This is a genomic window from Paraburkholderia sp. UCT31 (assembly GCF_014397655.1).
In the GTDB taxonomy this organism is placed as follows: domain Bacteria; phylum Pseudomonadota; class Gammaproteobacteria; order Burkholderiales; family Burkholderiaceae; genus Paraburkholderia; species Paraburkholderia tuberum.
Window position 1 is genome coordinate 61,493 of sequence record NZ_VZQP01000003.1, and the last position, 23,679, is coordinate 85,171.

Annotated in this window: 16 protein-coding genes; 13 read left to right on the plus strand and 3 right to left on the minus strand. The window is 62.3% G+C overall.

All coding sequences use genetic code 11. The annotated features are described in order from the left end of the window. Positions 1-175: 175 nt before the first annotated feature. Genes F6X40_RS02680 through F6X40_RS02695 form a run of 4 tightly spaced genes read left to right on the plus strand, consistent with a single transcriptional unit; the run spans position 176 to position 8,825 of the window. Positions 176-1,174, plus strand: coding sequence for an efflux RND transporter periplasmic adaptor subunit (locus F6X40_RS02680; RefSeq protein WP_187626734.1), 999 nt, complete (start codon positions 176-178; stop codon positions 1,172-1,174). A 12-nt stretch (positions 1,175-1,186) separates the two neighbouring features. After that, the gene (locus F6X40_RS02685; RefSeq protein ID WP_187626735.1) at positions 1,187-4,261 is read left to right on the plus strand and encodes an efflux RND transporter permease subunit; all 3,075 of its coding nucleotides are present in this window, start codon (positions 1,187-1,189) and stop codon (positions 4,259-4,261) included. Further along, complete coding sequence (locus F6X40_RS02690; RefSeq protein WP_187626736.1) at positions 4,258-7,410, plus strand: efflux RND transporter permease subunit; 3,153 nt, start codon at positions 4,258-4,260, stop codon at positions 7,408-7,410. The genes F6X40_RS02685 and F6X40_RS02690 overlap by 4 nt, the downstream gene beginning before the upstream one ends. After that, complete coding sequence (locus F6X40_RS02695; RefSeq protein ID WP_187626737.1) at positions 7,407-8,825, plus strand: efflux transporter outer membrane subunit; 1,419 nt, start codon at positions 7,407-7,409, stop codon at positions 8,823-8,825. The genes F6X40_RS02690 and F6X40_RS02695 overlap by 4 nt, the downstream gene beginning before the upstream one ends. Positions 8,826-9,085: 260 nt before the next feature. Here the strand turns inward: F6X40_RS02695 and F6X40_RS02700 are convergent, their stop codons facing one another. Continuing rightward, the gene (locus F6X40_RS02700; protein ID WP_262421344.1) at positions 9,086-9,877 is read right to left on the minus strand and encodes a response regulator; all 792 of its coding nucleotides are present in this window, start codon (positions 9,875-9,877) and stop codon (positions 9,086-9,088) included. A gap of 558 nt (positions 9,878-10,435) precedes the next feature. Between F6X40_RS02700 and F6X40_RS02705 the strand changes: the two genes are divergently transcribed. After that, positions 10,436-11,182: a response regulator gene (locus F6X40_RS02705; RefSeq protein WP_184071184.1), complete on the plus strand. Its 747-nt coding sequence runs from the start codon at positions 10,436-10,438 to the stop codon at positions 11,180-11,182. Positions 11,183-11,405: 223 nt separating this feature from the next. On the opposite strand, the gene F6X40_RS02710 is transcribed toward F6X40_RS02705, so the two are convergent. Both F6X40_RS02710 and F6X40_RS02715 read right to left on the minus strand, forming a co-directional pair. Then, positions 11,406-12,413: a response regulator transcription factor gene (locus F6X40_RS02710; RefSeq protein ID WP_187626738.1), complete on the minus strand. Its 1,008-nt coding sequence runs from the start codon at positions 12,411-12,413 to the stop codon at positions 11,406-11,408. Further along, on the minus strand, positions 12,376-15,804 hold the full coding sequence (locus F6X40_RS02715; protein WP_187626739.1) for an ATP-binding protein: 3,429 nt from the start codon (positions 15,802-15,804) through the stop codon (positions 12,376-12,378). The genes F6X40_RS02710 and F6X40_RS02715 overlap by 38 nt, the downstream gene beginning before the upstream one ends. A gap of 181 nt (positions 15,805-15,985) precedes the next feature. Between F6X40_RS02715 and urtA the strand changes: the two genes are divergently transcribed. The 8 genes from urtA (at position 15,986) to F6X40_RS02755 (ending at position 23,660) form a co-directional block, all read left to right on the plus strand. Further along, on the plus strand, positions 15,986-17,260 hold the full coding sequence (gene urtA / locus F6X40_RS02720) for an urea ABC transporter substrate-binding protein (RefSeq protein WP_090804068.1): 1,275 nt from the start codon (positions 15,986-15,988) through the stop codon (positions 17,258-17,260). A 55-nt stretch (positions 17,261-17,315) separates the two neighbouring features. After that, positions 17,316-18,233 (plus strand): urea ABC transporter permease subunit UrtB, encoded by a 918-nt coding sequence (gene urtB, locus F6X40_RS02725; RefSeq protein WP_090804070.1) that lies wholly within the window; start codon positions 17,316-17,318, stop codon positions 18,231-18,233. Positions 18,234-18,286: 53 nt separating this feature from the next. Continuing rightward, complete coding sequence (gene urtC / locus F6X40_RS02730) at positions 18,287-19,453, plus strand: urea ABC transporter permease subunit UrtC (RefSeq protein WP_184071190.1); 1,167 nt, start codon at positions 18,287-18,289, stop codon at positions 19,451-19,453. 3 nt (positions 19,454-19,456) lie between these two features. Then, a complete protein-coding gene (urtD, locus tag F6X40_RS02735) occupies positions 19,457-20,200 on the plus strand; it encodes an urea ABC transporter ATP-binding protein UrtD (protein WP_090804072.1) in 744 nt (247 codons plus the stop codon). A 20-nt stretch (positions 20,201-20,220) separates the two neighbouring features. Then, complete coding sequence (urtE, locus tag F6X40_RS02740; RefSeq protein ID WP_184071192.1) at positions 20,221-20,910, plus strand: urea ABC transporter ATP-binding subunit UrtE; 690 nt, start codon at positions 20,221-20,223, stop codon at positions 20,908-20,910. A 52-nt stretch (positions 20,911-20,962) separates the two neighbouring features. Then, complete coding sequence (gene fmdA, locus F6X40_RS02745; protein WP_187626740.1) at positions 20,963-22,201, plus strand: formamidase; 1,239 nt, start codon at positions 20,963-20,965, stop codon at positions 22,199-22,201. Between the two features lie 25 nt (positions 22,202-22,226). Further along, positions 22,227-22,562: an FmdB family zinc ribbon protein gene (locus F6X40_RS02750; RefSeq protein WP_187626741.1), complete on the plus strand. Its 336-nt coding sequence runs from the start codon at positions 22,227-22,229 to the stop codon at positions 22,560-22,562. 72 nt (positions 22,563-22,634) lie between these two features. Continuing rightward, on the plus strand, positions 22,635-23,660 hold the full coding sequence (locus F6X40_RS02755; RefSeq protein WP_187626742.1) for an aliphatic amidase: 1,026 nt from the start codon (positions 22,635-22,637) through the stop codon (positions 23,658-23,660). Positions 23,661-23,679 lie beyond the last annotated feature (19 nt).

The window sequence follows — 23,679 nt, forward strand, 5'->3', positions numbered from 1 at the left end:
CTGGCAGGGCAGCGTGAGCATTTGATGAGATGGCCATTTTTCAGGTTGTGTGATGAAAAACCTTACAAGATACTTTGCGCTACTTAGTATATTCATGGCCGGCGTCGTGGCCGTCGGGTGGTTCCACCAGGCTCACGCTCACCGTCAGACGGCTGTCGCACCAGATCCGATCCCCGTGAGCGCGGTTGCGGCTTCGGTTACCGATGTTCCTGTCTATATCGACTCGCTCGGCACCGTGACACCGACACGGACCGTCACGGTCATCACGCAGGTCAACGGGATACTGCGTTCCGTCGATTTCAGCGAGGGGCAGACGATCAGGAAAGGACAGGTGATTGCACGCATCGATTCGCGGGCGCTCGAAGCGCAGTTGCTGCAGGCACAGGGTACGCTGCGTCATGACCAGGCTGTACTCGCGAACGCGAAACTGGACCTGCAACGTTATCAGCAGCTGATCAAAGCGGGCTCGATTACGCAGCAGACGCTCGATACGCAAGTAGCTACCGTCCAGGAGGACGAAGGCACCGTGCTGGCGGACACGGGCAACGTGAACAATCTGCAGGTTCAGGTCGGCTATTGCACCATCACGTCTCCCGTGGATGGCGTGGTGGGCCTGCGCCTGGTCGACCCCGGCAACTACGTGAGCAGCACCAGCACGACCGGTATCGCGGTCATCACGCAGCTGCAGCCGGCGACCGTGATCTACTCGGTGCCGGAAGACTACCTGGGACGGATCCGGCGGGCGATGTCGCAGGGGGAGGTTCAGGTGCTGGCCTATGACCGTGACGGCAAATCGTTGCTCGCGAAGGGCTCGCTGCTTGCGGTCGACAACCTCGTCAATACGAGCGCCGGCACGATTAACGTCAAGGCCGTCTTCCCCGATTCCGGCAGCGCGCTGTTCCCGAACGAATTTGTGAATGTCCGGATGCAGGTCGACACGCTGCAGCGGATTCCGGTCGTGCCGACTACGGCGATCCAGCATGGCGCGAACGGCGATTTCGTTTTCGTGATCGGCGGCGCAGGCGCAGTGGCATTGCGCAACGTGAAGACCGGGCCGGTAAAAGGCGACGACACGGCGATTCTCGATGGCGGGGTGAAGGAAGGAGAGCGGGTCGCGACCGACGGTGCAGACAGGCTCGATACCGGCTCGCTCGTGAAAGTCGTGGCGCACTGAGCGGAGCCGACGATGAACGCTTCACGAATCTTTATCGAGCGACCCATTGCGACCGCGCTGTTGATGATTGCGTTGTTTCTGGCCGGGGTGCTGGGATACATCCTGCTGCCTGTTTCGGCGCTACCGGAAATCGACTATCCGACGATCCAGGTCTACACGCAGTATCCCGGCGCAAGCCCGGATGTGGTCAGTTCGTCCATCACCTCGCCGCTCGAAAGACAGCTCGGCCAGATGTCGGGGCTGAAGGCGATGAACTCGACGAGCTCGAACGGCACATCGGTGATCACGTTGCAGTTCGATCTGTCGTTCTCGCTCGACGTCGCCGAGCAGGAAGTGCAGGCTGCGATCAATGCGTCGTCGAGCTTTCTGCCGGCTAATCTGCCGTATCCGCCTGTCTACAGCAAGGTCAACCCTGCCGACCCCCCGGTGCTCACGCTGTCGCTGACATCCGACGTGCTGCCGCTGACGAAGATCGAGGACCTGGCCGATACCCGGCTTGCGCAGAAGATCTCGCAGATTTCAGGCGTGGGCCTCGTCACGATCAGCGGCGGTCAGCGGCCGGCCGTGCGGGTGCAGACCGATACCGGCGCGCTCAACGCACTCGGCATGTCGATCGACGACGTGCGCACCGCGCTCGGCAGTGCCAACGTTGACCAGGCGAAGGGCAGTCTCGACGGAAAATACCAGTCGTATTCGATCGGCGCGAACGACCAGCTGCAATCGGCGGCGGACTATCGCGACCTGATCATCGCCTACCGGCAAGGCGCACCGGTTCGGCTGGCGCAGATCGCCAGGTCGATCGACAGCGCCGAGAATTTGCAACAGGCGGCATGGACCAACAGCACGCCGTCTATCGTGCTGAACATCCAGCGGCAGCCGGGCGCCAACGTGATCGATGTGGTCGATAGCGTGCAGAAGCTGTTGCCGCAACTGCGGGCGAGCTTGCCCGCATCGGTGAAGGTCGCCGTGCTGACGGATCGCACGAAGACGATCCGCGCGTCGGTTGCCGACGTCGAAACGGAGCTGGCAATCGCCGTGGCGCTCGTCGTGATGGTGATCTTCGTATTCCTGCGCAATGTGCCCGCTACCGTGATTCCCGCGGTCACCGTGCCGCTTTCGCTCGTTGGCACGCTCGCGGTCGCGTACGGGCTCGGCTTTTCGCTGAATAACCTCACGTTGATGTCGCTGACTGTCGCGACAGGCTTTGTCGTCGACGATGCGATCGTAATGATCGAGAACATTACGCGCTACATCGAGGCTGGGGAAACGCCCCTGAGGGCCGCGATCAAGGGTGCGAAGGAGATCGGCTTTACGATCGTCTCGTTGTCCGTGTCGCTGATTGCGGTCATGATCCCGTTGCTGTTCATGGGCGACGTGGTCGGGCGCCTGTTCCGCGAGTTCGCGCTGACGCTGTCGGTCGCGATCGTCCTGTCGGCGTTCGTATCGCTGACGCTTACGCCGATGATGTGCTCGCGCATGTTAAAAGCGCAGCCACACTCGCATCGGGTCGATTTCTTCGACCGGCTCAACAGCAGGTACATACGCGGTCTCGACTGGGTGTTGTCGCATTGGCGCCTGACGATCGCATCGGTGGTGTTGACGGCCACGCTGACGTTCGTCGTGCTGATGCTGATGCCGAAGGGCTTCTTTCCCGCGCAGGACACAGGTCTGATCGAAGGTGTCGTGCAGGCCGCGCCGACCATTTCGTTCCAGCGCATGATCGGCCAACAGCAGCAGGTCGTCGAGCGGATCGCACGCGATCCGGCAGTCGCAAGTCTCTCGTCGTTTGTCGGCATCGATCAGACGAGACCGACGGTCAATCAGGGCACGCTGTTGATCAACCTGAAGGACAAGGGCGAGCGAGCGCGCATCGACGAGGTGATCCGCCGACTGACCGATGACACCGCAGGCCTCGCGGGCGTGCGCCTGTTTCTGCATCCGGTGCAGGATCTGACGCTCGACGACACCGTCTCGACGACGAGCTACCGGCTCGGCGTGCAGTCGACCGATCCGGCGCTGCTCACTCGCTGGACTGGCGAGCTGGTTGGCGCGTTGCGCGGCGATCCGGCGTTTGCCGACGTGCAGAGTGAGGCGATGCAGTCAGGCAATCAGGTGCAACTCACGTTCGACCGCGATACCGCGTCGCGCCTTGGCATCACGCCGCAGGCGATCGACGACGTGCTGTACGACGCGTTTGGTCAGCGCCAGGTGTCGACGATCTACACGCAGTTGAACCAGTATCACGTGGTGCTGGTCGCGAGAAACAACGCCGACGACCTTGCGCATCTGCTTTCAGGACTCTATGTCGATACGTCGTCGGGCAGCCTCGCGCCGCTCGCGTCGATGGCGACGATGAAGGTAATGCCCGCGCCGCTGAGGATTGATCGCAAGGGCCAGTTCCCGTATGCGGACGTGTCGTTCAATCTCGCTCCCGGATACAGCCTCGGCACGGCGATCGCCCGTCTTGAGCGGGTCAAGGAGCAGATAGGGTTGCCGCAGTCCGTCCAGGTGTCGCTGGAAGGATCGGCCGCGACCTTTCAGTCGTCGCTGGCGAGCGAAGGGTATCTGGTCGCCGCTGCCGTGATCGTGGTCTATCTGATGCTCGGCATCCTGTACGAGAGCTTCATTCATCCCGTCACGATCCTGTCCACGCTCCCCTCGGCGGCGCTTGGCGCGCTGCTGGCGCTGCTGATGGCCGGAACCCAGTTCGACATCATGGGCCTGATCGGAATCGTGCTGCTGATCGGCATCGTGATGAAGAACGCGATCATGATGATCGACTTCGCGCTGGACGGGCAGCGCAACCACGGCCTGTCCGCACACGCTGCGATCCGGCGTGCGGCTGAACAGCGCTTCCGTCCGATCCTGATGACGACGATGGCGTCGCTGTTCGGCGCACTGCCGCTCGCGTTCGGCTCCGGCATGGGCTCCGAGTTGAGGCATCCACTTGGCATCGCGATTATCGGCGGCCTGTGCGTCAGCCAGTTGCTGACCTTGTTCTCGACGCCGGTGATCTATCTGGCGATGCATCGTCTGGAAAGACGCTTTGCCGCGGACGAGCCGATCGTAACGGAGTATGTGCAATGAACCTGTCTGGCCCATTCGTCAGGCGGCCCATCGCGACGACGTTGCTGGCGGTCGCCCTTGCGTTGTTCGGTATCCTGGCATTCAGGCTGCTGCCGGTTGCGCCGCTGCCCGAAATCGACTTTCCTACGATCCTCGTGCAGGGGCAACTGCCCGGCGCCGATCCGACGACCGTGGCCACCTCGGTCACGACGCCGCTCGAGCGGCAGTTCGGCCATATTGCGGGCCTGGCCCAGATGACGTCGGTCAGCTCGCGCGGGCAAACGCAGATCACGTTGCAGTTCGACCTGAGCAGGAATATCGACGGCGCGGCACGCGACGTGCAGGCCGCGATCAACGCGGCGAAAACCAACCTGTCGCCCAACATGGACGGCAGCCCGACGTATCGCAAGGTCAATCCCGCGGATTCGCCCATCCTCGTGATCAGTCTGACCTCCGACACGGCCACGCCAGCCCAGCTTTACGACGCGGCGTCGACGGTGCTGCAACAGAAGCTGATGCAGACAACCGGCGTGGGCAACGTGGTGGTGGCCGGCGCCGCGCTGCCGGCGGTGCGGGTCGAACTGAATCCGGATCGGGTGAGCCACTACGGCATCAGTCTGGAGCAGATCCGCAGCACGATCGGGAATGCGAATGTCGATTTGCCCAAGGGATCGATGTCGGCGAGCGGGCAGAACTATTCGATCGGCGCGAACGACATGCTGTATTCGCCCGCCGACTACGGACGGCTGATCGTCAGGCAGAACAACGGCAACATCGTGCGTGTGTCGGACCTCGGCTATGTACGTCAGGATGTCGAGCAGCTCGAGAACTACGGGCTGTCGAACGGCAAGCCGGCCGTGTTGCTGGTCCTCTATAAGGAACCGGGCGCGAACGTGATCGACGCCGTCGACAACGTGAAGGCCGAACTGCCGGCGCTCGAGGCGGCGATCCCGTCGTCCATCAAGCTGGCGATTTCGGTTGACCGTACGAAGACGATCCGTGGCTCGCTGCTCGACGTCGAAATGACGCTGCTTGTATCCATCGTGCTCGTGACGGCCGTCACGTTCGCGTTCTTCCGCAGCTGGCGCGCGACGCTCATTCCGGCGATCGTCGTACCGCTGTCGCTGCTGGGTACGTTCGGGGTCATGTACGTCCTTGGCTACAGCTTGAACAACCTCTCGCTGATGGCCTTGACCATTTCGACCGGTTTCGTGGTCGACGATGCAATCGTCGTCGTCGAAAACATCATGCGGCATCTGGCGCGCGGCAAGAAGCCCATCGAGGCGGCACTCGCAGGGGCGCAGGAAGTGGGCTTCACGGTGTTTTCGATCAGCGTTTCGCTGATCGCGGTATTCGTCCCGCTGCTGTTCATGGGTGGCCTGATGGGCCGGCTGCTGCGTGAGTTCTCGGTGTCGCTTTCCGTTGCGATCGTGATGTCGATGCTGATTTCGCTCACGGTCACGCCGATGCTGACGAGCATTTTCCTGCGCGCAGGACCGCAAGCCGGGAACGGCGACGAGCATCACGAGAGCGGATTTTCTCGCCTGTACGGCACGTCGTTGCGCTGGGTCATCCGCCATCCGCTATTGATGGGTGGCGTGACGGTGCTGGTGTTCGTGCTGAACCTCTGGCTGTTCACCGTGGTTCCGAAAGGCTTCTTCCCGGAGGAAGACACGGGGCTGCTGCTTGGCACGCTGCAGGCGTCGCAAAGCATCTCCTGGCACGAGATGCAGCATCAGTTCCAGATGGTCAACAAGGCGGTGCAGGAGAATCCGAACGTCGCGTTCGTGGGTGGCTTCGTGGGGGGAGCGAACGCGCTCAACAACGCACTGCTGTTCGTCACGCTCAAGCCCCTGGGTGAGCGTCGCGCGACGGCCGATCAGGTGATCGCTCAGGTGCGCCGACGGCTTGCCGATATGCCGGGGACACAGCTCTATCTGCAGTCGTTGCAGGACCTCGCGGCCGGTGGCCGACAGAGCGCCGCGCAGTACCAGTACACCCTTACCGCGGACGACCAGGCGACACTCGATCAATGGGTGCCGAAGTTGGTCGCGCAGATGCACAAGATGCCGGCGCTGGCCGACATCAACACCGACCAGCAGGACAAGAGCATGCAGGTCGGCATCGATGTCGACCGCGACTCCGCCGCGCGAATGGGCGTGAGCTTCAAAGATATCGACGAGGCGCTTTATGACGCGTTCGGCGAACGGCAGGTCTCGGCCATCTACGGGAGCGCGAATCAGTATCACGTCGTGATGGAGGTGGCGCCCGAGTACTGGACAAGTCCTTCGGTACTGAAGGACATCCATGTTCCGGCGAGCCCGGCGCTCGCCACGAGCGGCGCGTCGACGACCGCCGCCGGGGGGGCAACCGGCGCAAGCGCCGCTACGCCGTCGGCCGCGGCCCAGGCGAACGGTTCAGCGTTGGTGTCGCTCGCCGCGATGGCCCGGTTCTCGACCGACCCCAGCGCCATTTCGATCAATCACCAGGCTACGTTCCCCGCCATTACCGTATCGTTCAATCTGCGCCCCGGTGCATCGATCGGACCCGTGACGCAGCAGATCAGTCAGGCCGTCGCTGCGCTCAGAATGCCGGCGAGTATCTCCGGCGCGTTCGCGGGCACGGCAGCAGCGTTTCGTGAGTCGATGGCGAGCGAGCCGCTGCTGATCCTCGCCGCGCTGTTGTCGGTGTACGTCGTGCTCGGCATGCTGTACGAGAATCTGGTTCATCCTTTGACGATTCTCTCGACGCTGCCTTCTGCGGGCGTCGGCGCTTTGATCGCGCTGCTGCTCACTCACACGGAGCTGTCGATCATCGCCTTGATCGGCGTGCTGATGCTGATCGGCATCGTGAAGAAGAACGCGATCATGATGATCGACTTCGCGATTGCCGAAGGGCGTCAGCATGCACTGCCGCCGGAGGAGGCGATCGTGCGCGCGGGCCTGATCCGCTTCCGTCCGATCATGATGACGACGGTCGCCGCAATTTTCGGCGCGCTGCCGCTCGTGCTGGGGTCAGGCTACGGATCCGAATTCCGCAAGCCGCTCGGTATCTCGATCATCGGCGGTCTGGTGTTCAGCCAGATCATCACGCTCTATACCACCCCTGTCATCTATCTCTGGCTCGATCGGGCGTCGCAGCGGTTGCGGCGCCGAAGGAAACACGCATGAAATCGCCCATCGGATACCTGTCGGCCGTGTCGGTCGGCATGCGCTGCTGCGCCTGTGCGCTCGGCGCCACGCTTTGGCTTTCGGGCTGCGCGGTCGGCCCGGACTATCACCAGCCGGCCGTAGCGATTCCAACGCAGTTCAAGGAAGCGGGCACACAGTGGCGACTTGCGGCGCCCAACCCGCAGGCATCGCTCTCAACCCGGTGGTGGGACGCGTACGACGATCCCGAGCTGTCCCGGCTCGTCGACGCAGCACTGCAGTCGAATCAGTCGATTGCAGGCGCGGCGGCCGCCTATCGGCTCGCGCAGGCCACCGTCGCTGCAGACCGGGCGAGCCTGTTTCCGACGCTCGGTGTCGACGCGTCGGCCTCGCACAGCTCGGGCACGACGACGCAATATGCGAAGGCCGACGCGAGTTGGGAAGTCGATCTGTGGGGCGCCGTGCGCCGGCAGATCGAGTCGGGCAAGGCGAACGCGCAGAGCGCGGATGCGACGCTTGCCGGCGAGCGCTTGTCGATTGCCGCGACGCTGGCGACCGACTATTTCGACATCCGCCAGCTCGATATCGACATCGACCTGTTGCGGCAGCAGGAGGCGGTCAACGGGCGGATTCTCGCGATCACGCGCACAGCGCTGGCACAGGGGACCGCATCGCAAGTCGATCTGCTGTACGCGCAGGACACGCAGGAGGCGGTTGTCGCGAACCTGCAAATTTCACAGACCTCGCGTGAGCAGGACGAGCACGCAATCGCGGCGCTCACGGGTGTGCCGCCGGCTTCGTTGTCGATTGCACCGCGGCTCGACTATGTGTTTCGCCAGCCGGAGGTGCCATCCGTGCTGCCGTCTGCGTTGCTGGAAAGACGGCCTGACGTGGTCAGCGCGGAACGCACCGCTGCTGCTGCGAACGCGCTTATTGGGGTAGAGAAGGCCGCATTCTTTCCCGACCTCGATCTACGGGCACAGGGTCTCGTGCAACACAACACCTTCGCGACGCTGTTCTCATTGCCGACCCGGATGTGGTCGCTTGGTCCCTCACTTGCCGCCACGCTGTTTGACGGTGGTGCCCGCGTGGCCGGCGTGCACAAGGCGCAGGCGACCTATGACGAAGACGTCGCATCTTACCGCGAAGCCGTGCTCACGGCGTTCCAGAACGTGGAAGACGGCCTGTCGTCGCTGAACCATCTGCGCCAGCAGGAGCACGCGTTTGCCGACATTTACCAGCGCAACCGGCAGTTGCTGGAGAGCGTCGCCGCGCAACTGACGGCCGGAACCGCGAGCGAGCAGTCCGATTTGACTCAGCAAGTGACGCTACTGACGGCCAGACAGAACCTGAACGACACGCAGGGGGCACTGGCGAAAAGCGGCGTTGGGCTGGTGAAGAACCTCGGCGGCGGCTGGATGTCGTCGAAGAGTTAGGCTCGATCCCATGATGGCGGGCGCGCCGTTGTGACGTCGTCTGCCGATCTGCGCGGTCCAGAGTCCGGTAGCGCCCACGGCCGTTTTTCAAAGTCCGCGTCTCGAACTGCGTGCAAGGCCCCGTTACGTCCACTCGTGCGGTATCGCTTCCCCGCGACGTGACTTGACATGACATGCAACACATTTCCAACCACATGTAGCGCACAGGTTCCCTACATTGGCGGCTGTGTCATGCGAAGTTCGCCAGTGGGGCGAATCCATCAGGTGGAGAGTGTGCAGTGAAATTTAAAATCGTTCTCGTGTCTGCTGCCAGTGCGGCAATTTCTATGGCTGCCGGCAAGGTGCTCTTCGAGGTCCGGCACGAAGACGTATCCGCACCCGCGAACGGTCTGGATGAATCGTGGTGTCGACGGGTCAGTTTCCACGATGCGGCGCAGACGATAGACCTGAACGTCGATGCCGCGATCGGCGGACTCGGATTCCGCGCCATGAAGTGACTTGAGCAGACGCCGGCGGGTGAGTGTGCACATGGGAGAATTAACGAAAATCTGCAGCAACGCAAACTCACTGGCAGATAAGGTAAGAGACGTCTCTGCGCTATTCAGAGTGCGCGACTGAAAGTCCAGCGTGAACGCGCCGAATGTGTAAGGTTGCCGTCGTTCGGGAATGCCCGCATCGGGTACGGCGCGCTGGCGCCGCAGCACTGACTGAATCCGTGCTACCAGCTCACGCGGGTTAAACGGTTTGCGGAGATAGTCATCGGCACCCAATTCAAGGCCAGCGATGCGGTCCTCTTCGTTGGCGCGGGCGGTGAGCATCAAGACTGGAATGTCGTCGCCTGATGCGCGCAACCTACGTAGTGCCGTCAAGCCGTCGACGCCCGGCATCATAAGATCGAGCACTATCAGGTCCGGGCGTTCGTGTTTGAGCCGGTGTTCGAGCGAACGCGCGTCATGTAGCACTGACACGTCGAAACCCCACCTTACCAGGTAGCGGAGAGTCGCATCACACAATTCGGCGTCGTCGTCGATTAGAAGAATCTGAGCTGACATAGGAAGAGAATAACGCTCACAAACGAGTGATGACCGGGGCCGCGACTAACCGCAATGCGAGCGCACCGCAGAAGCTGCAGCACACGATCGATCGAAGAAATGTAGGCGAATTTCATAACGCCAGGTGTTAGCAAATCATGTCAAGAAATGTCATCGACGGGGCCAGTTTTTCTGTCCGCAAATGCACGGGTGCACTCGCTTTCTCGCTGACCACGAGCGACAGATGTAATATGAGCAGTCAGGATGGCATGCCCGGTACATACGGGTGGCGCCGGGCGGTCGTGGGCTTTCGCCAGTCAGTGTTGTGGCCAGCACAATCGATGACATCTTTTGACATACCTTTCCAACACATCCAGTGCGGAGATCCTTGTATATTCCGTTCGTCGAACCATACGGAACTTCCTTTGGCCGGCAGGCCGCCCGGCGCAGCCCGCTTCGACGAGATCGTCGCCGCCCACCGAGGCACGTGACGGCGGTAGCAAAGCTAAGCGGTTCGCCGCGTAGCATCGGAAACAGGAACTAAAAGACAGGCGTTATTAGAGGTGTCTGCTTAATCATATGTCAGATGATCTGCCAACCGGTCGCATCATCGTGCTTGACGATGATGTTGAAATCCGCAATATGCTGCAACGCTTTCTGACGGCACAAGGTTTCTCCGTGCGCGCGGTGAAGACAGGCATTGAGTTGGACGTATTGATCGAGCGCTACCCGTTCGACCTGTTGATTCTCGATATCATGATGCCAGGCGAAGACGGCCTGTCCATCTGCCGTCGGTTGCGTGCTCGGAGAGAGACAATCCCCATCCTCATGCTAACAGCGCGTGGCGATCCCGCGGACAAGGTCGTAGGTTTGGAGATTGGCGCCGACGACTATCTCGCGAAACCGTTTCTGCCGAGCGAGCTGATAGCGCGGGTTCGGGCGATGTTACGTCGGCAGCAGTTTCAGGTGCGCCTGCAAAACGTGCGGGGCGAGATGCTGCTCGCAGGCGAGTCGCAATGCTTGCGGTTCGGCGCCTTCAGGCTGGACGTTCGGCGTAGAGAATTGATGTCGGACGAAGCGGGCATCGTCGAACTCGGCGCAGCTGAAATGCGTCTCCTGTGTGCGCTTGCGGAGACGCCAAACCGTCCCGTAAGCCGCGCAAATCTGATAGAGCGCGCGCGCGGGTCGCAATATGAGGCGAGCGCCCGCAGCGTTGACGTGCAAGTTCTTCGCTTACGACAGGTGATTGAGACAGAGGCAACCTCGCCGCGACATATCCGTACAGTGTGGGGCCTCGGCTACATGCTCGTTGCAACCTCAAACTAAAGCGTCACCTGTTGGACGCTCGAAAGTGACATTCAAGCCGCTTCCTCTGCTTTCCGTGTACACCGCGCGCAATGCCGTGGCTACAGCGTTCATCGGGTCTCTTGCGCTGCAACTCCCGCAACTCGTGTGGCTCCCGACAAAGCGTCGAGCGTGCCGCGGCTGCTCGGGTAAAACAACAAGGCAGGGTAGTTTCCGTCATCGCTTCCGCGTCCGTTCAGCTATTTCAGGCCCTGTCCAGCGCCTTGATCGCAAGCGCAGCGCCAGCCGCGCGCGTCTCGACGTGCAGCTTACGGAACAAATGTTCGAGGTGCTTGTTCACCGTGCGCGGCGCCATGCCGAGAATGTCGCCGATATCGCGATTCGTCTTGCCGCGAGAGACCCAGAGCAGCACTTCGGCCTCGCGCGCCGTCAAATTGAAGCGCGCCGCGAGTGCGCTGCTATGCACAGTGTCATCGGTCTCCTTGAGGGTGAGGATCCACTCTCCAGGATCGGGAGCGGAGGTTGCGCTCGCAGAACGCCGCACGTGTCCTGCAGTGAATTCGAGGACGGCGCCGGTCGGACTCCCGCGCCCGAGCCAGTCCGCAAACCAGTCGCGCAACAGCGGCGGCAACATGGGGTGCGCAACCGCTTGCACGAGGTCATCGGCGTGGCTGGCCCGGTAGGCAGAAATTTGCCGTGCCGCTTGCGGACTCTGCCAGCGGATCGCGCCATCGGCGCCGACGATCAGCGCCGCCCGCGCATCGAGCGACAGTGCCGCGTGCGCATAGAGTTGCGCACGTGAGCGCTGCACGTGTGCGCCAATGCGCGCGCAAACCTCCTCGGGACGCACGGGTTTCGTCACATAGTCGATGCCGCCGACGCGAAACGCGCGCACCACATGCTCGCTTTCCGTTAATGCCGTCATGAAGATCACGGGCAGATGTTCGTGGCGAACGTCCTGCTTCAGGTGGCTGCAGGTCTCGAAGCCATCCATGCCAGGCATCATCGCGTCGAGCAATACGACGTCGGGCGTCACGCGTGCGAGGCGCTTGAGCGCATCTTCGCCCGAGAGCGCGACCAGCACCGCGTAACCATGTGCCTGAAGCGTATCGGAGAGAAATGCGAGGTTGTCCGGCGTGTCGTCGACAATCAACACGACGGGACGCTCGCGCAGCCACTCGGGCGACGCATCGGTGGAGTTCGTCGCGCGCGCGTCAGACGTCCGCGGCGCGAGACAGTCGGTCGAGTTCATGCTCAAGCTCCCTTAGCTGAAAGCGTTCCGCCAAAGCGCGCAACACGTCGATCTGCTCCTGTAGCGCGGGCCATGTCGCGCGCGCCGAGTCGAGTTGTTCGATCACGCCTTGCAGGTAGCCGACTTCGAGGTGTGCGCGCAGCCGCTCGAGCACCGCTTTCGGCCACGCGACATCCAGTGACGCGTGCCTGACGGGCGGCGTGGCTTGCGCGGACGTGGACGGCTCGGAGGCGATCCAGTCGAGCACGAGTAACTGCGCGAGCTTGTCGAGCAACAAATTGATCTGGAGCGGCTTCACGAGATATCCGGCGCATCCGGTCGCGCTCGCGCGTTCCCGATCGTCGGCAAATGCATTAGCCGAAAGCAGCACGATCGGGGCGTTCGACAACTGGTTTTCGCGGATCAGCCGGCTGGCTTCGTAGCCGTCCATCAGCGGCATTGAGATGTCCATGATGATCACGTCGACGCTGTGTGTCGCCAGCCAGCGCAACGCGTCGGGGCCGCTCTCCGCCTCGGCGACGTCGAAGCCGAGCGGCGTCAGCAGTTGCACGACGATGCCGCGCTGATCCGCGAGATCGTCGACGACGAGAATCGCGCGCTTCGGCCCGGTATAGCCGCGGATCGCCGCGAGTTCAGTGCGCGCGTCGGCTGCGCTGTTCACTGCTGGCGCGAACAGTCGCACGATGAAGCGCGTGCCGCGCCCGACCTCGCTGTCCACTTCCAGACTGCCACCGAGTGCCTGCGTGAGAAGCCGGCAGATCGTGAGCCCCAGTCCCGCGCCGTGATCGTGCGCATGCGCCGCTTCGCCTCGCTCGAACGGCAGAAACAGGCGCTCCATCTCGGCCGGAGGAATTCCGGGGCCGGTGTCGACTACTTCGAACTTCAACGTGTCGAGCACGTGACTCACACGCAGCGTCACAGTACCCGTGGACGTGAAGCGAATCGCGTTGCCGATCAGGTTGGTCAAAATCTGACCCATGCATTTCTGGTCGGTACGCACGGTGGCGGGCAGGCGGCCTACGGTCTGCACGTCGAAAGCGAGCGTTTTCTCGAGCGCCTGCGGGCGCAGCATTGAGGTGACGTGCGCGACGAAATCCACCAGTGACACGCGTGCGATGTTCAGTTCCAGCTTACCCGCCTCGATACGCGCGACGTCGAGCAGCCCATCGACGAGCGCAAGCAGATGTTCGCCGCTGCGGTGAATCGTTCGCACGGCACTGTAGCGCGTCGGCGAAAACTCCTCTTTCGCCTGCAAAAGCAACTGTGCGTAGCCGAGAATGCTGTTCAGCGGTGTGCGCAACTCGTGGCTCAAACCGGACACGTAGCGGCTTTTCGCCTGATTCGCCGATTCGGCGGCGGCCGTCGCGCGCTTGAGCGCGGCGTCGGTTTTCTGGTGCGCGTCGATTTCCTGCATCAGCAATTCGTTTTGCCGTTGCGATTCTTCCTGCGTGACGCGACGGCTTTCGCGCTCCAGCACGAACCACCACGCCGCTATGCAGCCGACGAGAGAAAGCGCGAAGAATATCTTCAGAAAACTGTGGCCGATCGCGCTGTCGATCGACGATCCGTCGACGGCGAGCGAGGTCACGCTCTGTGACCAGATCAGATAGAGCACGCTCGCGAGCACCGCGAGTATCGCGCACATGAGGCTGGCATAGTGCATGAGACGCAGGGCGGCTGGGCCGAGCCGCACGCGGGGAAACACGCGATGTAGCGCGCGATCGGCTTGCGACGCAAAGCGTGCGTGCGGCTTGCAGCGATCGTGGCAGCGCGAATCGAGCGAACAGCACAGCGAGCAGATCGTGCCGCCGTAGGCAGGGCAGAAGGCGGTGTCTTCCGGTTCGAACGCGTTCTCGCAGATCGCGCAGCGAAGCGAAGTGGCGTTGCCCGTGGGTTGGGCGGCGCGCGCGATGTAGTAGCGTCCGCGCGTGACGATCGCGAGCACCGGAGCACAGGCGAGCGCCACGCCGAACGCGATGAACGACGACATGGCTTGTGCCAGCAAGCCGAACATGCCGCTCCGCGCGAGCATCGCGGCGGCGGCGGCGATCAGCATCGCGCCTACGCCGACGGGATTCACGTCGTACAGGTGTGCGCGTTTGAATTCGATATGACGCGGGCTAAGCCCAAGCGGCTTGTTGATGACGAGATCGGCGAACAGTGCGCCGATCCACGCGATCGCGATGTTTGCGTAGAGCGACAGCACCCTGGCGATCGCCTCGAATACACCCATTTCCACGAGCAGCAGCGCGATCATCACATTGAACACGAGCCACACCACCCGCCCCGGATGGCTATGCGTCAGACGGGCAAAAAAATTCGACCACGCGAGCGAGCCCGCGTACGCATTCGTCACGTTGATCTTCAACTGCGAAATGATCACGAACAGCGTCATCGCGGGCAGCGCCCAACTCGCGAGCCCAAACGGATCGAGCAGCAGGTGATAGGCGACGAGGTACATCTGGGTGGGCTGCGTGGCCTCCGCCGGACTGACTTCATACTGGATCGCGACGAAGGCGAGGAATGCGCCGCCGAGCATCTTGAGCGCGCCGGGCACGATCCAGCCTGGTCCCGCCGACAGCAGCGCGAGCCACCAGCGCGTGTGGTTCTTTGCAGTCAGCGGCGGCAGGAAGCGCAAGTAATCCACCTGCTCGCCGACCTGCACGATCAATGCAAACACCACGGTCGAGGCCTGCCCGAACGCGATCACGCTGAACGCGCGGCCTTGCGGAGCGAAGCCGGCAAAGGTCGTCCATTCGTGCACCAGACCCGGATGGTGCCACAGCACAGCCGCATAGGGCAGCGCGAACAGTACCAGCCAGAGCGGCTGAGTCCAGCTTTGCAGCCGATTGATCAGCGTGATGCCGAACATCACGATCGGAATCACGACGAGCGAGCTCAGTACATAGGCGATCGCCAGCGAGATATGAAAATAGAGTTGCAACGCGAGCGACATGATGGCCGCTTCGAGCGCGAAGAAAATAAACGTGAAGACGGCATAGAGCAGCGACGTGAGCGTCGAACCGATATAGCCGAAGCCCGCGCCGCGCGTCAGCAGATCCATGTCGACGCCATGGCGCGCGGCGTAAAAGCTGATCGGCAGACTGGTGAGCCAGATGAGCACCGATACGACCGCGATCGCCCAGACCGCGTTCGTAAAGCCATAGTTGACGACGAGACTGCCGCCGATCGCTTCGAGCACCAGAAAAGACACGGCGCCGATTGCCGTGTTGGCGACGCGCAGTTCCGACCAGCGTCGAAACGAACGCGGCGTGAAGCGCAACGCGTAATCCTCAAGCGTTTCGTCGCCGACCCACGCATTGTAGTCGCGCCGCACCTTGACGATGCGTTGGGTACTGGGCGTGCCCACTGACGGGTGACTCTGGGGCATGGAGATGATCTGGATTGGTGCGGAAACGATCGGATCGGTGTCTGATGCAAATTACATTCCAGTGCGACTGCGGGGAATACGTCAATCGACGTATTCCGGTTGCCAATTTGGCTTTCTACATTGCGTCCAACCTCGAACCAGCTCTCGCAGGAAGCGCAGGGCGACCGATAAGGAGAATGTGATGTCCGCAGACGATCGAATCGATGATGATGCTCGCACACCGTCGCCGTTGCGCCGGAAACTGATCGGCGGCCTCGCCGCCGCGCCGTTGATGGCGCTGGGGCTGCCACGTACTTCATTTGCTCAAACGCCGCCCACCGCCAAGGTGAACACCACCGGACTCGCGGTGACCGATACCACGGTGACAGTCGGCCAGTTGCATTCGGCGACCGGCACGATGGCGATCTCCGAAACCGGTTCGATCCAGGCCGAACGCCTTGCGATCGAGCAGATCAACGCAATGGGCGGCGTGCTCGGGCGCAAGATCCAGATCATTCAGGAAGACGGCGCCTCCGACTGGCCGACCTTCGCGGAGAAGTCGAAGAAGCTGCTCGAGAACGACCACGTCGCGGCCGTGTTCGGCTGCTGGACCTCGGCCTCGCGCAAGGCAGTGCTGCCGGTGTTCGAGAAGGACAACGGGCTGCTCTATTACCCGACCTTCTACGAAGGCCTCGAACAATCGAAGAACGTGTTCTACACGGGCCAGGAAGCGACCCAGCAGATTCTCTGGGCGCTCGACTGGGCATCGAACACGAAGAAGGCCAAGACGTTTTTCCTGATTGGTTCCGACTATATCTGGCCGCGTACGTCGAACAAGATCGCGCGCCGCCATATCGAGCAGCATCTGCACGCGAAGGTCGTCGGCGAGGAGTATTACCCGCTCGGCACGACCGAGTTTGCGTCGCTGATGAACAAGATCAAGCTCGCGCGGCCGGACTGCATTTTCGCGAGCGTGGTGGGCGGCTCGAACGTTGCGTTCTACAAGCAGCTCAAGGCGGCCGGTATCACTCCGCAGAAACAGTTCCTGCTGACGCTGTCGGTAACCGAGGACGAAGTGCTCGGCATCGGCGGCGACAACTTCGCGGGCTTCTATTCGTCGATGAAATACTTCGAGGCACTCGATAACGAGAACAACAAGAAGTTCGTCGCTGCGTTCAAGGCGCGCTACGGCCAGAAGTCCGTGATCGGCGACGTGACCCAGGCCGCGTATCTCGGCCCATGGATCTGGAAGGCCGCCTGCGAGCGCGCGGGCAGCTTCGACGTGGACAAGGTGGTGGCGTCGTCGGCGGGCATCGACGTGGCCAATGCGCCGCAGGGCTATGCGAAGGTCGATGCGAATCACCACCTGTGGAGCCGCTCGCTGATCGGGCAGGGCCAGGCAGACGGCCAATTCAAGGTCGTCGCGCAGTCCGACCAGCCGATCCAGCCGAATCCGTTCCCGAAGGGCTACATGTAATCCGTCAACCGCAGCTGCGCGGCGACGCAACGCGCCGCCGCGCGAGGAGCGCTCGATGTCCGCCACCGACATTTTCAACATCACGCTGATGCAGGGCTTCGCCGGTCTGAGCCTGTTCAGCGTTCTGCTCCTGATGGGGCTTGGGCTCGCCGTGATCTTCGGCCAGATGGGCGTGATCAACATGGCGCACGGTGAATTCATGACGATCGGCGCTTATACCGTCTACATGTTTTCGTGGTTCTCGCAGAACGTCTGGCACGCGTTCACGCCGGTGTACTTTTTCTTCGCGATCGTCGCGGCGTTCGGCCTCGCGTTCGCGGCGGGCTGGCTCGCCGAATGGGCATTGATCCGCCATCTATACCGCCGTCCGCTCGACACGCTGCTCGCTACCTGGGGTCTGAGTCTCGGCATGCAGCAAGTGTTTCGCTCGACGTTCGGGCCGAAGGAAGTGAGTCCTGCGCTGCCCGACTGGCTGATGGGCTCCTGGGAGCCAGCGCCGGGCCTGGATATTCCAGTCAGCGGGATGTTCGTGATGGGACTCGCGCTGGTCATGACAGGTGGACTGCTGCTCGCGCTCTACCGCTCGCGCTGGGGCCTGCGCGTGCGTGCCACGGTTGCCAACCGGCCCATGGCCAACGCTGCCGGCATCAACACGCGGCGCACTGACCGGATGACCTTCGCGATCGGCTGCGGTATTGCGGGGGTGGCGGGCGCGGCGTTCACAGCGATCGGCTCGACCGGACCCACCAGCGGTTCTCTTTATATCGTCGATTCGTTTCTTGTCGTCACCTTTGGCGGCGCGGCGAGCCTGCTCGGCACCGTGGCCTCGGCGTTCGGCATCGCGCAGATGCAGTCGATCAGCGAGTTTTTCCTGTCGGGTTCGATTGCACGTGTTCTTACGCTGCTGACGGTCGTCGTGATCCTGATGCTGCGTCCGCAGGGACTCTTTGCGTCGAAGGTGCGGCGCGTGTGAGTGCGGGGCGCCGGGCACGGCTCATTCACTGATTAATTCGTATGGAGATGGACATGGAACCCATCCAAGCCGTGGCGGGGAGCGTTTCCCCGCGATCCGGTCCCAGCGCGCCGGGAGGCTGGCGCGCGCTCGCGATGCGGCTCGACGCGTCGGGTTACGTGGGCATCGCGATACTCGCGGTGCTGATCGTTGTCGTGTTTCCGCTTGTGCTGGATACGTTTCGCTTGAACCTGATGGGCAAGTACCTCACCTACGCTTTCGTGGCGATTGGCCTCGTGATCGCGTGGGGCTACGGCGGCGTGCTCAGCCTCGGACAAGGCGTGTTCTTCGGCCTCGGCGGTTACGCGATGGCGATGTTCCTCAAGCTTGAGGCGTCCGACCCGGCCGCCACCCACACGCAGACCACGCCCGGCATTCCCGACTTCATGGACTGGAATCAGCTCACCGCGCTGCCTACGTGGTGGAGGCCGTTTCATTCTCTACCGTTCTCGATCCTCGCCGTGCTCGTGGTGCCTACGGCTCTCGCGTTCGTCGTCGGTTATGCGATGTTCAAGCGGCGGGTGGGCGGCGTGTACTTCGCGATCATCACGCAGGCGGTCGCCTTGATTCTTTCGGTGCTGATCATCGGCCAGCAAGGATATACGGGTGGCGTGAACGGGATCACCGATCTGCGCACGCTGCTCGGCTGGGACATCCGCACCGACCACGCGAAGCTGGTTCTTTATTTCGTCAATGCGGTGCTGCTGATCGGCGCGCTGCTCGCCTGTCGCTGGGTCCAGCGCAGCAAGCTCGGCACGCTGCTGCTCGCGATGCGCGACAAGGAGGACCGCGTGCGCTTCTCCGGTTACGACGTCGCGATGTTCAAGGTGTTCGCGTTCTGCCTCGCGGCGCTGCTCGCGGCTGTCGGCGGCGCAATGTTCACGTTGCAGGTGGGTTTCATGTCACCGTCGTTCGTCGGCATCGTGCCGTCGATCGAGATGGTGATCTATGCCGCAGTCGGCGGGCGCATGTCACTGGTGGGCGCGGTGTATGGCGCGATTCTCGTCAACCTCGGCAAAAGCTGGTTCTCGGAGAGCCTGCCTGATCTCTGGCTCTATCTGATGGCGGCGATGTTCATCGGCGTGGTGATGGCCTTTCCGAACGGGCTCGCGGGTCTCTACGAAGAGCATGCCCGGCCGCGTATCCGCCGGTGGCTCGGCGCAGCGAACAAGGAGATCTGACGCATGAGCAACACTGACTTTCTGCTTGCGATCGAAGATCTGAGCGTGTCGTTCGACGGTTTCAAGGCGATCGATTCGTTGAACCTCTATCTCGAGCGCGGCGAATTGCGCGTCGTGATCGGCCCGAACGGTGCGGGCAAAACGACGCTGCTCGATCTGATTTGCGGCAAGACCAGGGAAACCGCCGGCAGTATCAAGTTCCGCAACGAGGAAATCACGAATCTCGCCGAGTTCCGGCGGGTGCGCAAGGGCATCGGCCGCAAGTTCCAGACGCCGTCGATCTACGAAAACCTGAGCGTCGCGCAAAACCTCGAAGTGTCGTTTCCGCGCGGACGCAGCGTATTCGGCGCGCTCGCCTATCGCGAGGATGCCGAAGTGGCCGACCGGGTGCGTGCGGTAGCCGATGAGATCGGTCTTGCCGCTTCGCTCGATCTCGAAGCCGGGCTGCTGTCGCACGGCCAGAAGCAGTGGCTGGAAATCGGCATGTTACTGATGCAGGACCCCGAACTCCTGATGCTGGACGAACCGATTGCAGGCATGAGCGCGCGCGAACGGGAAGTCACGGCGGAACTGCTCGATCACATTTGCCGCAATCGCTCGATGATCGTGATCGAGCACGACATGGCCTTCGTCGAGCGGATCGCGCACAAGGTCACGGTCATGCATCAAGGCAAGATCCTCGCGGAAGGGCCGATGGCGCAGGTGCAATCCGATCCTCGCGTGATCGATGTCTATCTCGGCCACTGAATTTACACGGAGAACACATCATGCTGGAAGTCGACGATCTCGTGGTCAGCTACGGCCAGAGCGAGGTGCTGCACGGCATCGGATTTTCCGTGGCGAACGGCGAAAGCGTCGCGGTGATGGGCCGCAACGGCATGGGCAAGACGACGCTTTTCAAGGCGCTCATAGGCATGCTGCCCGCCAATCGCGGCACGGTGCGGGTGGGCGGCGCCGACGTGTCCAAAGACGAGAGCTACCGGCGCGTGGCGAAAGGGATCGGCTACGTGCCGCAAGGCCGGCAGATCTTCGCTTCGCTGAGCGTCGAGGAGAACATCCAGACGGGCCTCGAAAACGCGCGCAGCCAGCTCGTGCCCGACGATCTCTACGCGCTCTTTCCCGTGCTGTTCGACATGCGACGGCGCAAGGGCGGCAACCTCTCGGGCGGCCAGCAACAGCAGCTCGCGATTGCGCGCGCGCTCGCGACCGATCCGAAGGTGTTGCTGCTCGACGAGCCTACCGAGGGCATTCAGCCGTCCGTCATCAAGGACATCGCGAAGGCACTCAATCAGATTCGCACGAGCCGCAACATCGCCATCGTGGTGTCCGAGCAGGTGTTGAGCTTCGCGCTCGACGTCGCCGACCGGCTCTTCGTGATCGAAGGCGGCCGCTTCGTACATCAAAGCACCCGCGATGCAGGCGACACCGACCGCATCCGCGAATACCTCTCGGTATGAGTGCGGCGCACCGAACCGCATTTACTGACCCTCGAACCACGGAGCGAACGCAATGCCCGAAACTCTCATCAAGGTGGATCTGAATCAGCCGGCCTACGAAAACACGCAGGTGCACAACCGCTGGCACCCGGATATTCCGATGGCTTGCTGGGTCAAGCCCGGCGACGACTTCATCCTCGAAACCTACGACTGGACCGGCGGCTTCATCAAGAACGATGACAGCGCCGACGACGTGCGCGACATCGATCTGTCGATCGTCCATTTTCTGTCCGGCCCGGTCGGCGTGCATGGCGCGGAACCCGGCGATCTGCTGGTCGTGGACCTGCTCGACATCGGTGCGAAGTCCGAGAGCCAGTGGGGCTTCAACGGATTTTTCTCGAAGTCCAATGGCGGCGGTTTTCTCACCGACCATTTTCCCGCCGCGCAGAAGTCGATCTGGGATTTTCACGGCGTCTACACGAACTCGCGCCACATTCCAGGCGTGAATTTCGCGGGTCTGATTCACCCCGGCCTGATCGGATGCCTGCCTGATCCGAAACTGCTGGAAACCTGGAACGCACGCGAAACCGGCCTGATCGCGACCGCGCCGGAGCGCGTGCCGCCGCTGGCGAATCCGCCGTTCGCCGCGACCGCGCATATGGGGCAACTCACGGGCGACGCGCGTGACAAGGCGGCGGCGCAAGGGGCGCGCACCGTGCCGCCGCGTGAGCACGGCGGTAATTGCGACATCAAGGATCTGTCGCGCGGCTCGAAGGTGTTCTTCCCCGTCTACGTGGATGGCGCAGGACTTTCCGTCGGCGATCTGCACTTCAGCCAGGGCGACGGCGAGATCACGTTTTGCGGCGCGATCGAAATGGCGGGCTGGGTACACATGCGCGTGAATCTGATCAAGGGTGGCATGGCGAAATACGGAATTCGCAATCCGGTATTCCAGCCGAGTCCTATCACGCCGAATTACAACGATTACCTCATTTTCGAAGGCATTTCGGTCGACGAGCAGGGCGCTCAGCATTATCTCGACGTGACGGTCGCGTATCGGCAGGCTTGTCTGAACGCGATCGAGTATCTGAAGAAGTTCGGCTATTCGGGCGCGCAGGCGTATTCGTTGCTCGGTTGTGCGCCGGTGCAGGGGCACATCAGCGGCGTGGTCGATATTCCCAATGCGTGCGCGACCTTGTGGCTGCCGACGCAGATTTTCGACTTCGACATTCGCCCGAATGCCGATGGGCCCGTCCAGCACATCAAGGGTGGTGTGGATTTGCCATGCTCGCCGGATCTGGCGAACGTCTGAGCCAACGCTACCAGGAGAGCTTGTCATGCCGATCTACGACTTCGAATGCGTGAGTTGCGGTCCCTTTTCCGTCATGCGGCGCATGGCGGACCGCGAAAAGCCTTGCCGCTGTCCCGAGTGCGGAGGGGAGAGTGGCCGGGTGATCAGCGCGCCGTCGCTAGCCTTGATGGCGAATACACGGCGCTCCGCGTACGCAACGAACGAGCGCGCGCAGCACGCGCCGCGCCAGTCCGGTAACGGGGCGCCGTTTCGTCATCGGGCAGGATGCAGTTGCTGCTCGGGTGGCAGCGCGAAGCTTGCGGGATCGGCTTCGGACGGACTCAAACGGCCGGCAGGACGACCATGGATGATCAGCCACTAATGAGTGTGTGCTGAAGCGGAGCGGGCGGCCCGAAGTCCGCCTGCGATCTGAGGGACTTAAGGAGGATATGTCATGCGACATGGCGATATTTCGAGCAGCAACGATTGCGTGGGCGTCGCGGTGGTCAACTACAAGATGCCGCGTCTGCATACGAAGGCGGAGGTGCTCGACAATGCGCGCCGCATCGCCGGCACGGTGATCGGCATGAAACAGGGATTGCCTGGCATGGATCTCGTCGTGTTTCCCGAGTATTCGACGCACGGCATCATGTACGACCGGCAGGAGATGTTCGATACGGCGTCGACGGTGCCGGGCGAGGAGACGGAAATATTTGCGGCGGCGTGCCGCCAGGCCAACGTGTGGGGGGTGTTCTCGATCACGGGAGAGCGTCACGAAGAACATCCGCGTAAGGTGCCGTACAACACGCTTGTGCTGATCGACAATCGCGGCGAGATCGTGCAGAAGTATCGCAAGATCATGCCTTGGACGCCGATCGAAGGCTGGTATCCGGGCGATCGTACCTACGTGACGGATGGGCCGAAGGGTCTGAAGATCAGCCTGATCATCTGCGATGACGGCAACTATCCCGAGATCTGGCGCGACTGCGCGATGAACGGCGCGGAATTGATCGTGCGCTGCCAGGGCTACATGTATCCGGCCAAGGAGCAGCAGGTGATGGTGGCTAAGGCGATGGCGTGGATGAATAACACTTACGTCGCCGTGGCGAATGCCACGGGCTGGGACGGCGTGTATTCGTACTTCGGTCACTCGGCGATCGTGGGTTTCGACGGGCGCACGCTCGGCGAGTGCGGCGAGGAGGAGATGGGCGTGCAGTACGCGGAGCTCTCGCTGAGCATGATCCGCGACGCGCGGCGCACGATGCAGTCGCAGAACCATCTATACAAACTTCTGCACCGCGGGTACACGGGCACGATCAATTCGGGCGACGGCGCGAACGGCGTGGCGGCCTGTCCGTTTGGGTTCTATCGCGACTGGATCGAAGACCCCGACGGCACGCGCCGCCGCGTCGAAGCACTCACGCGCCCGACGCCAGGGACGCCGGAGTGTCCGATTGAAGGGATTCCGAACGGGGCGTGAGGATTGGTTCGCCGGGCGT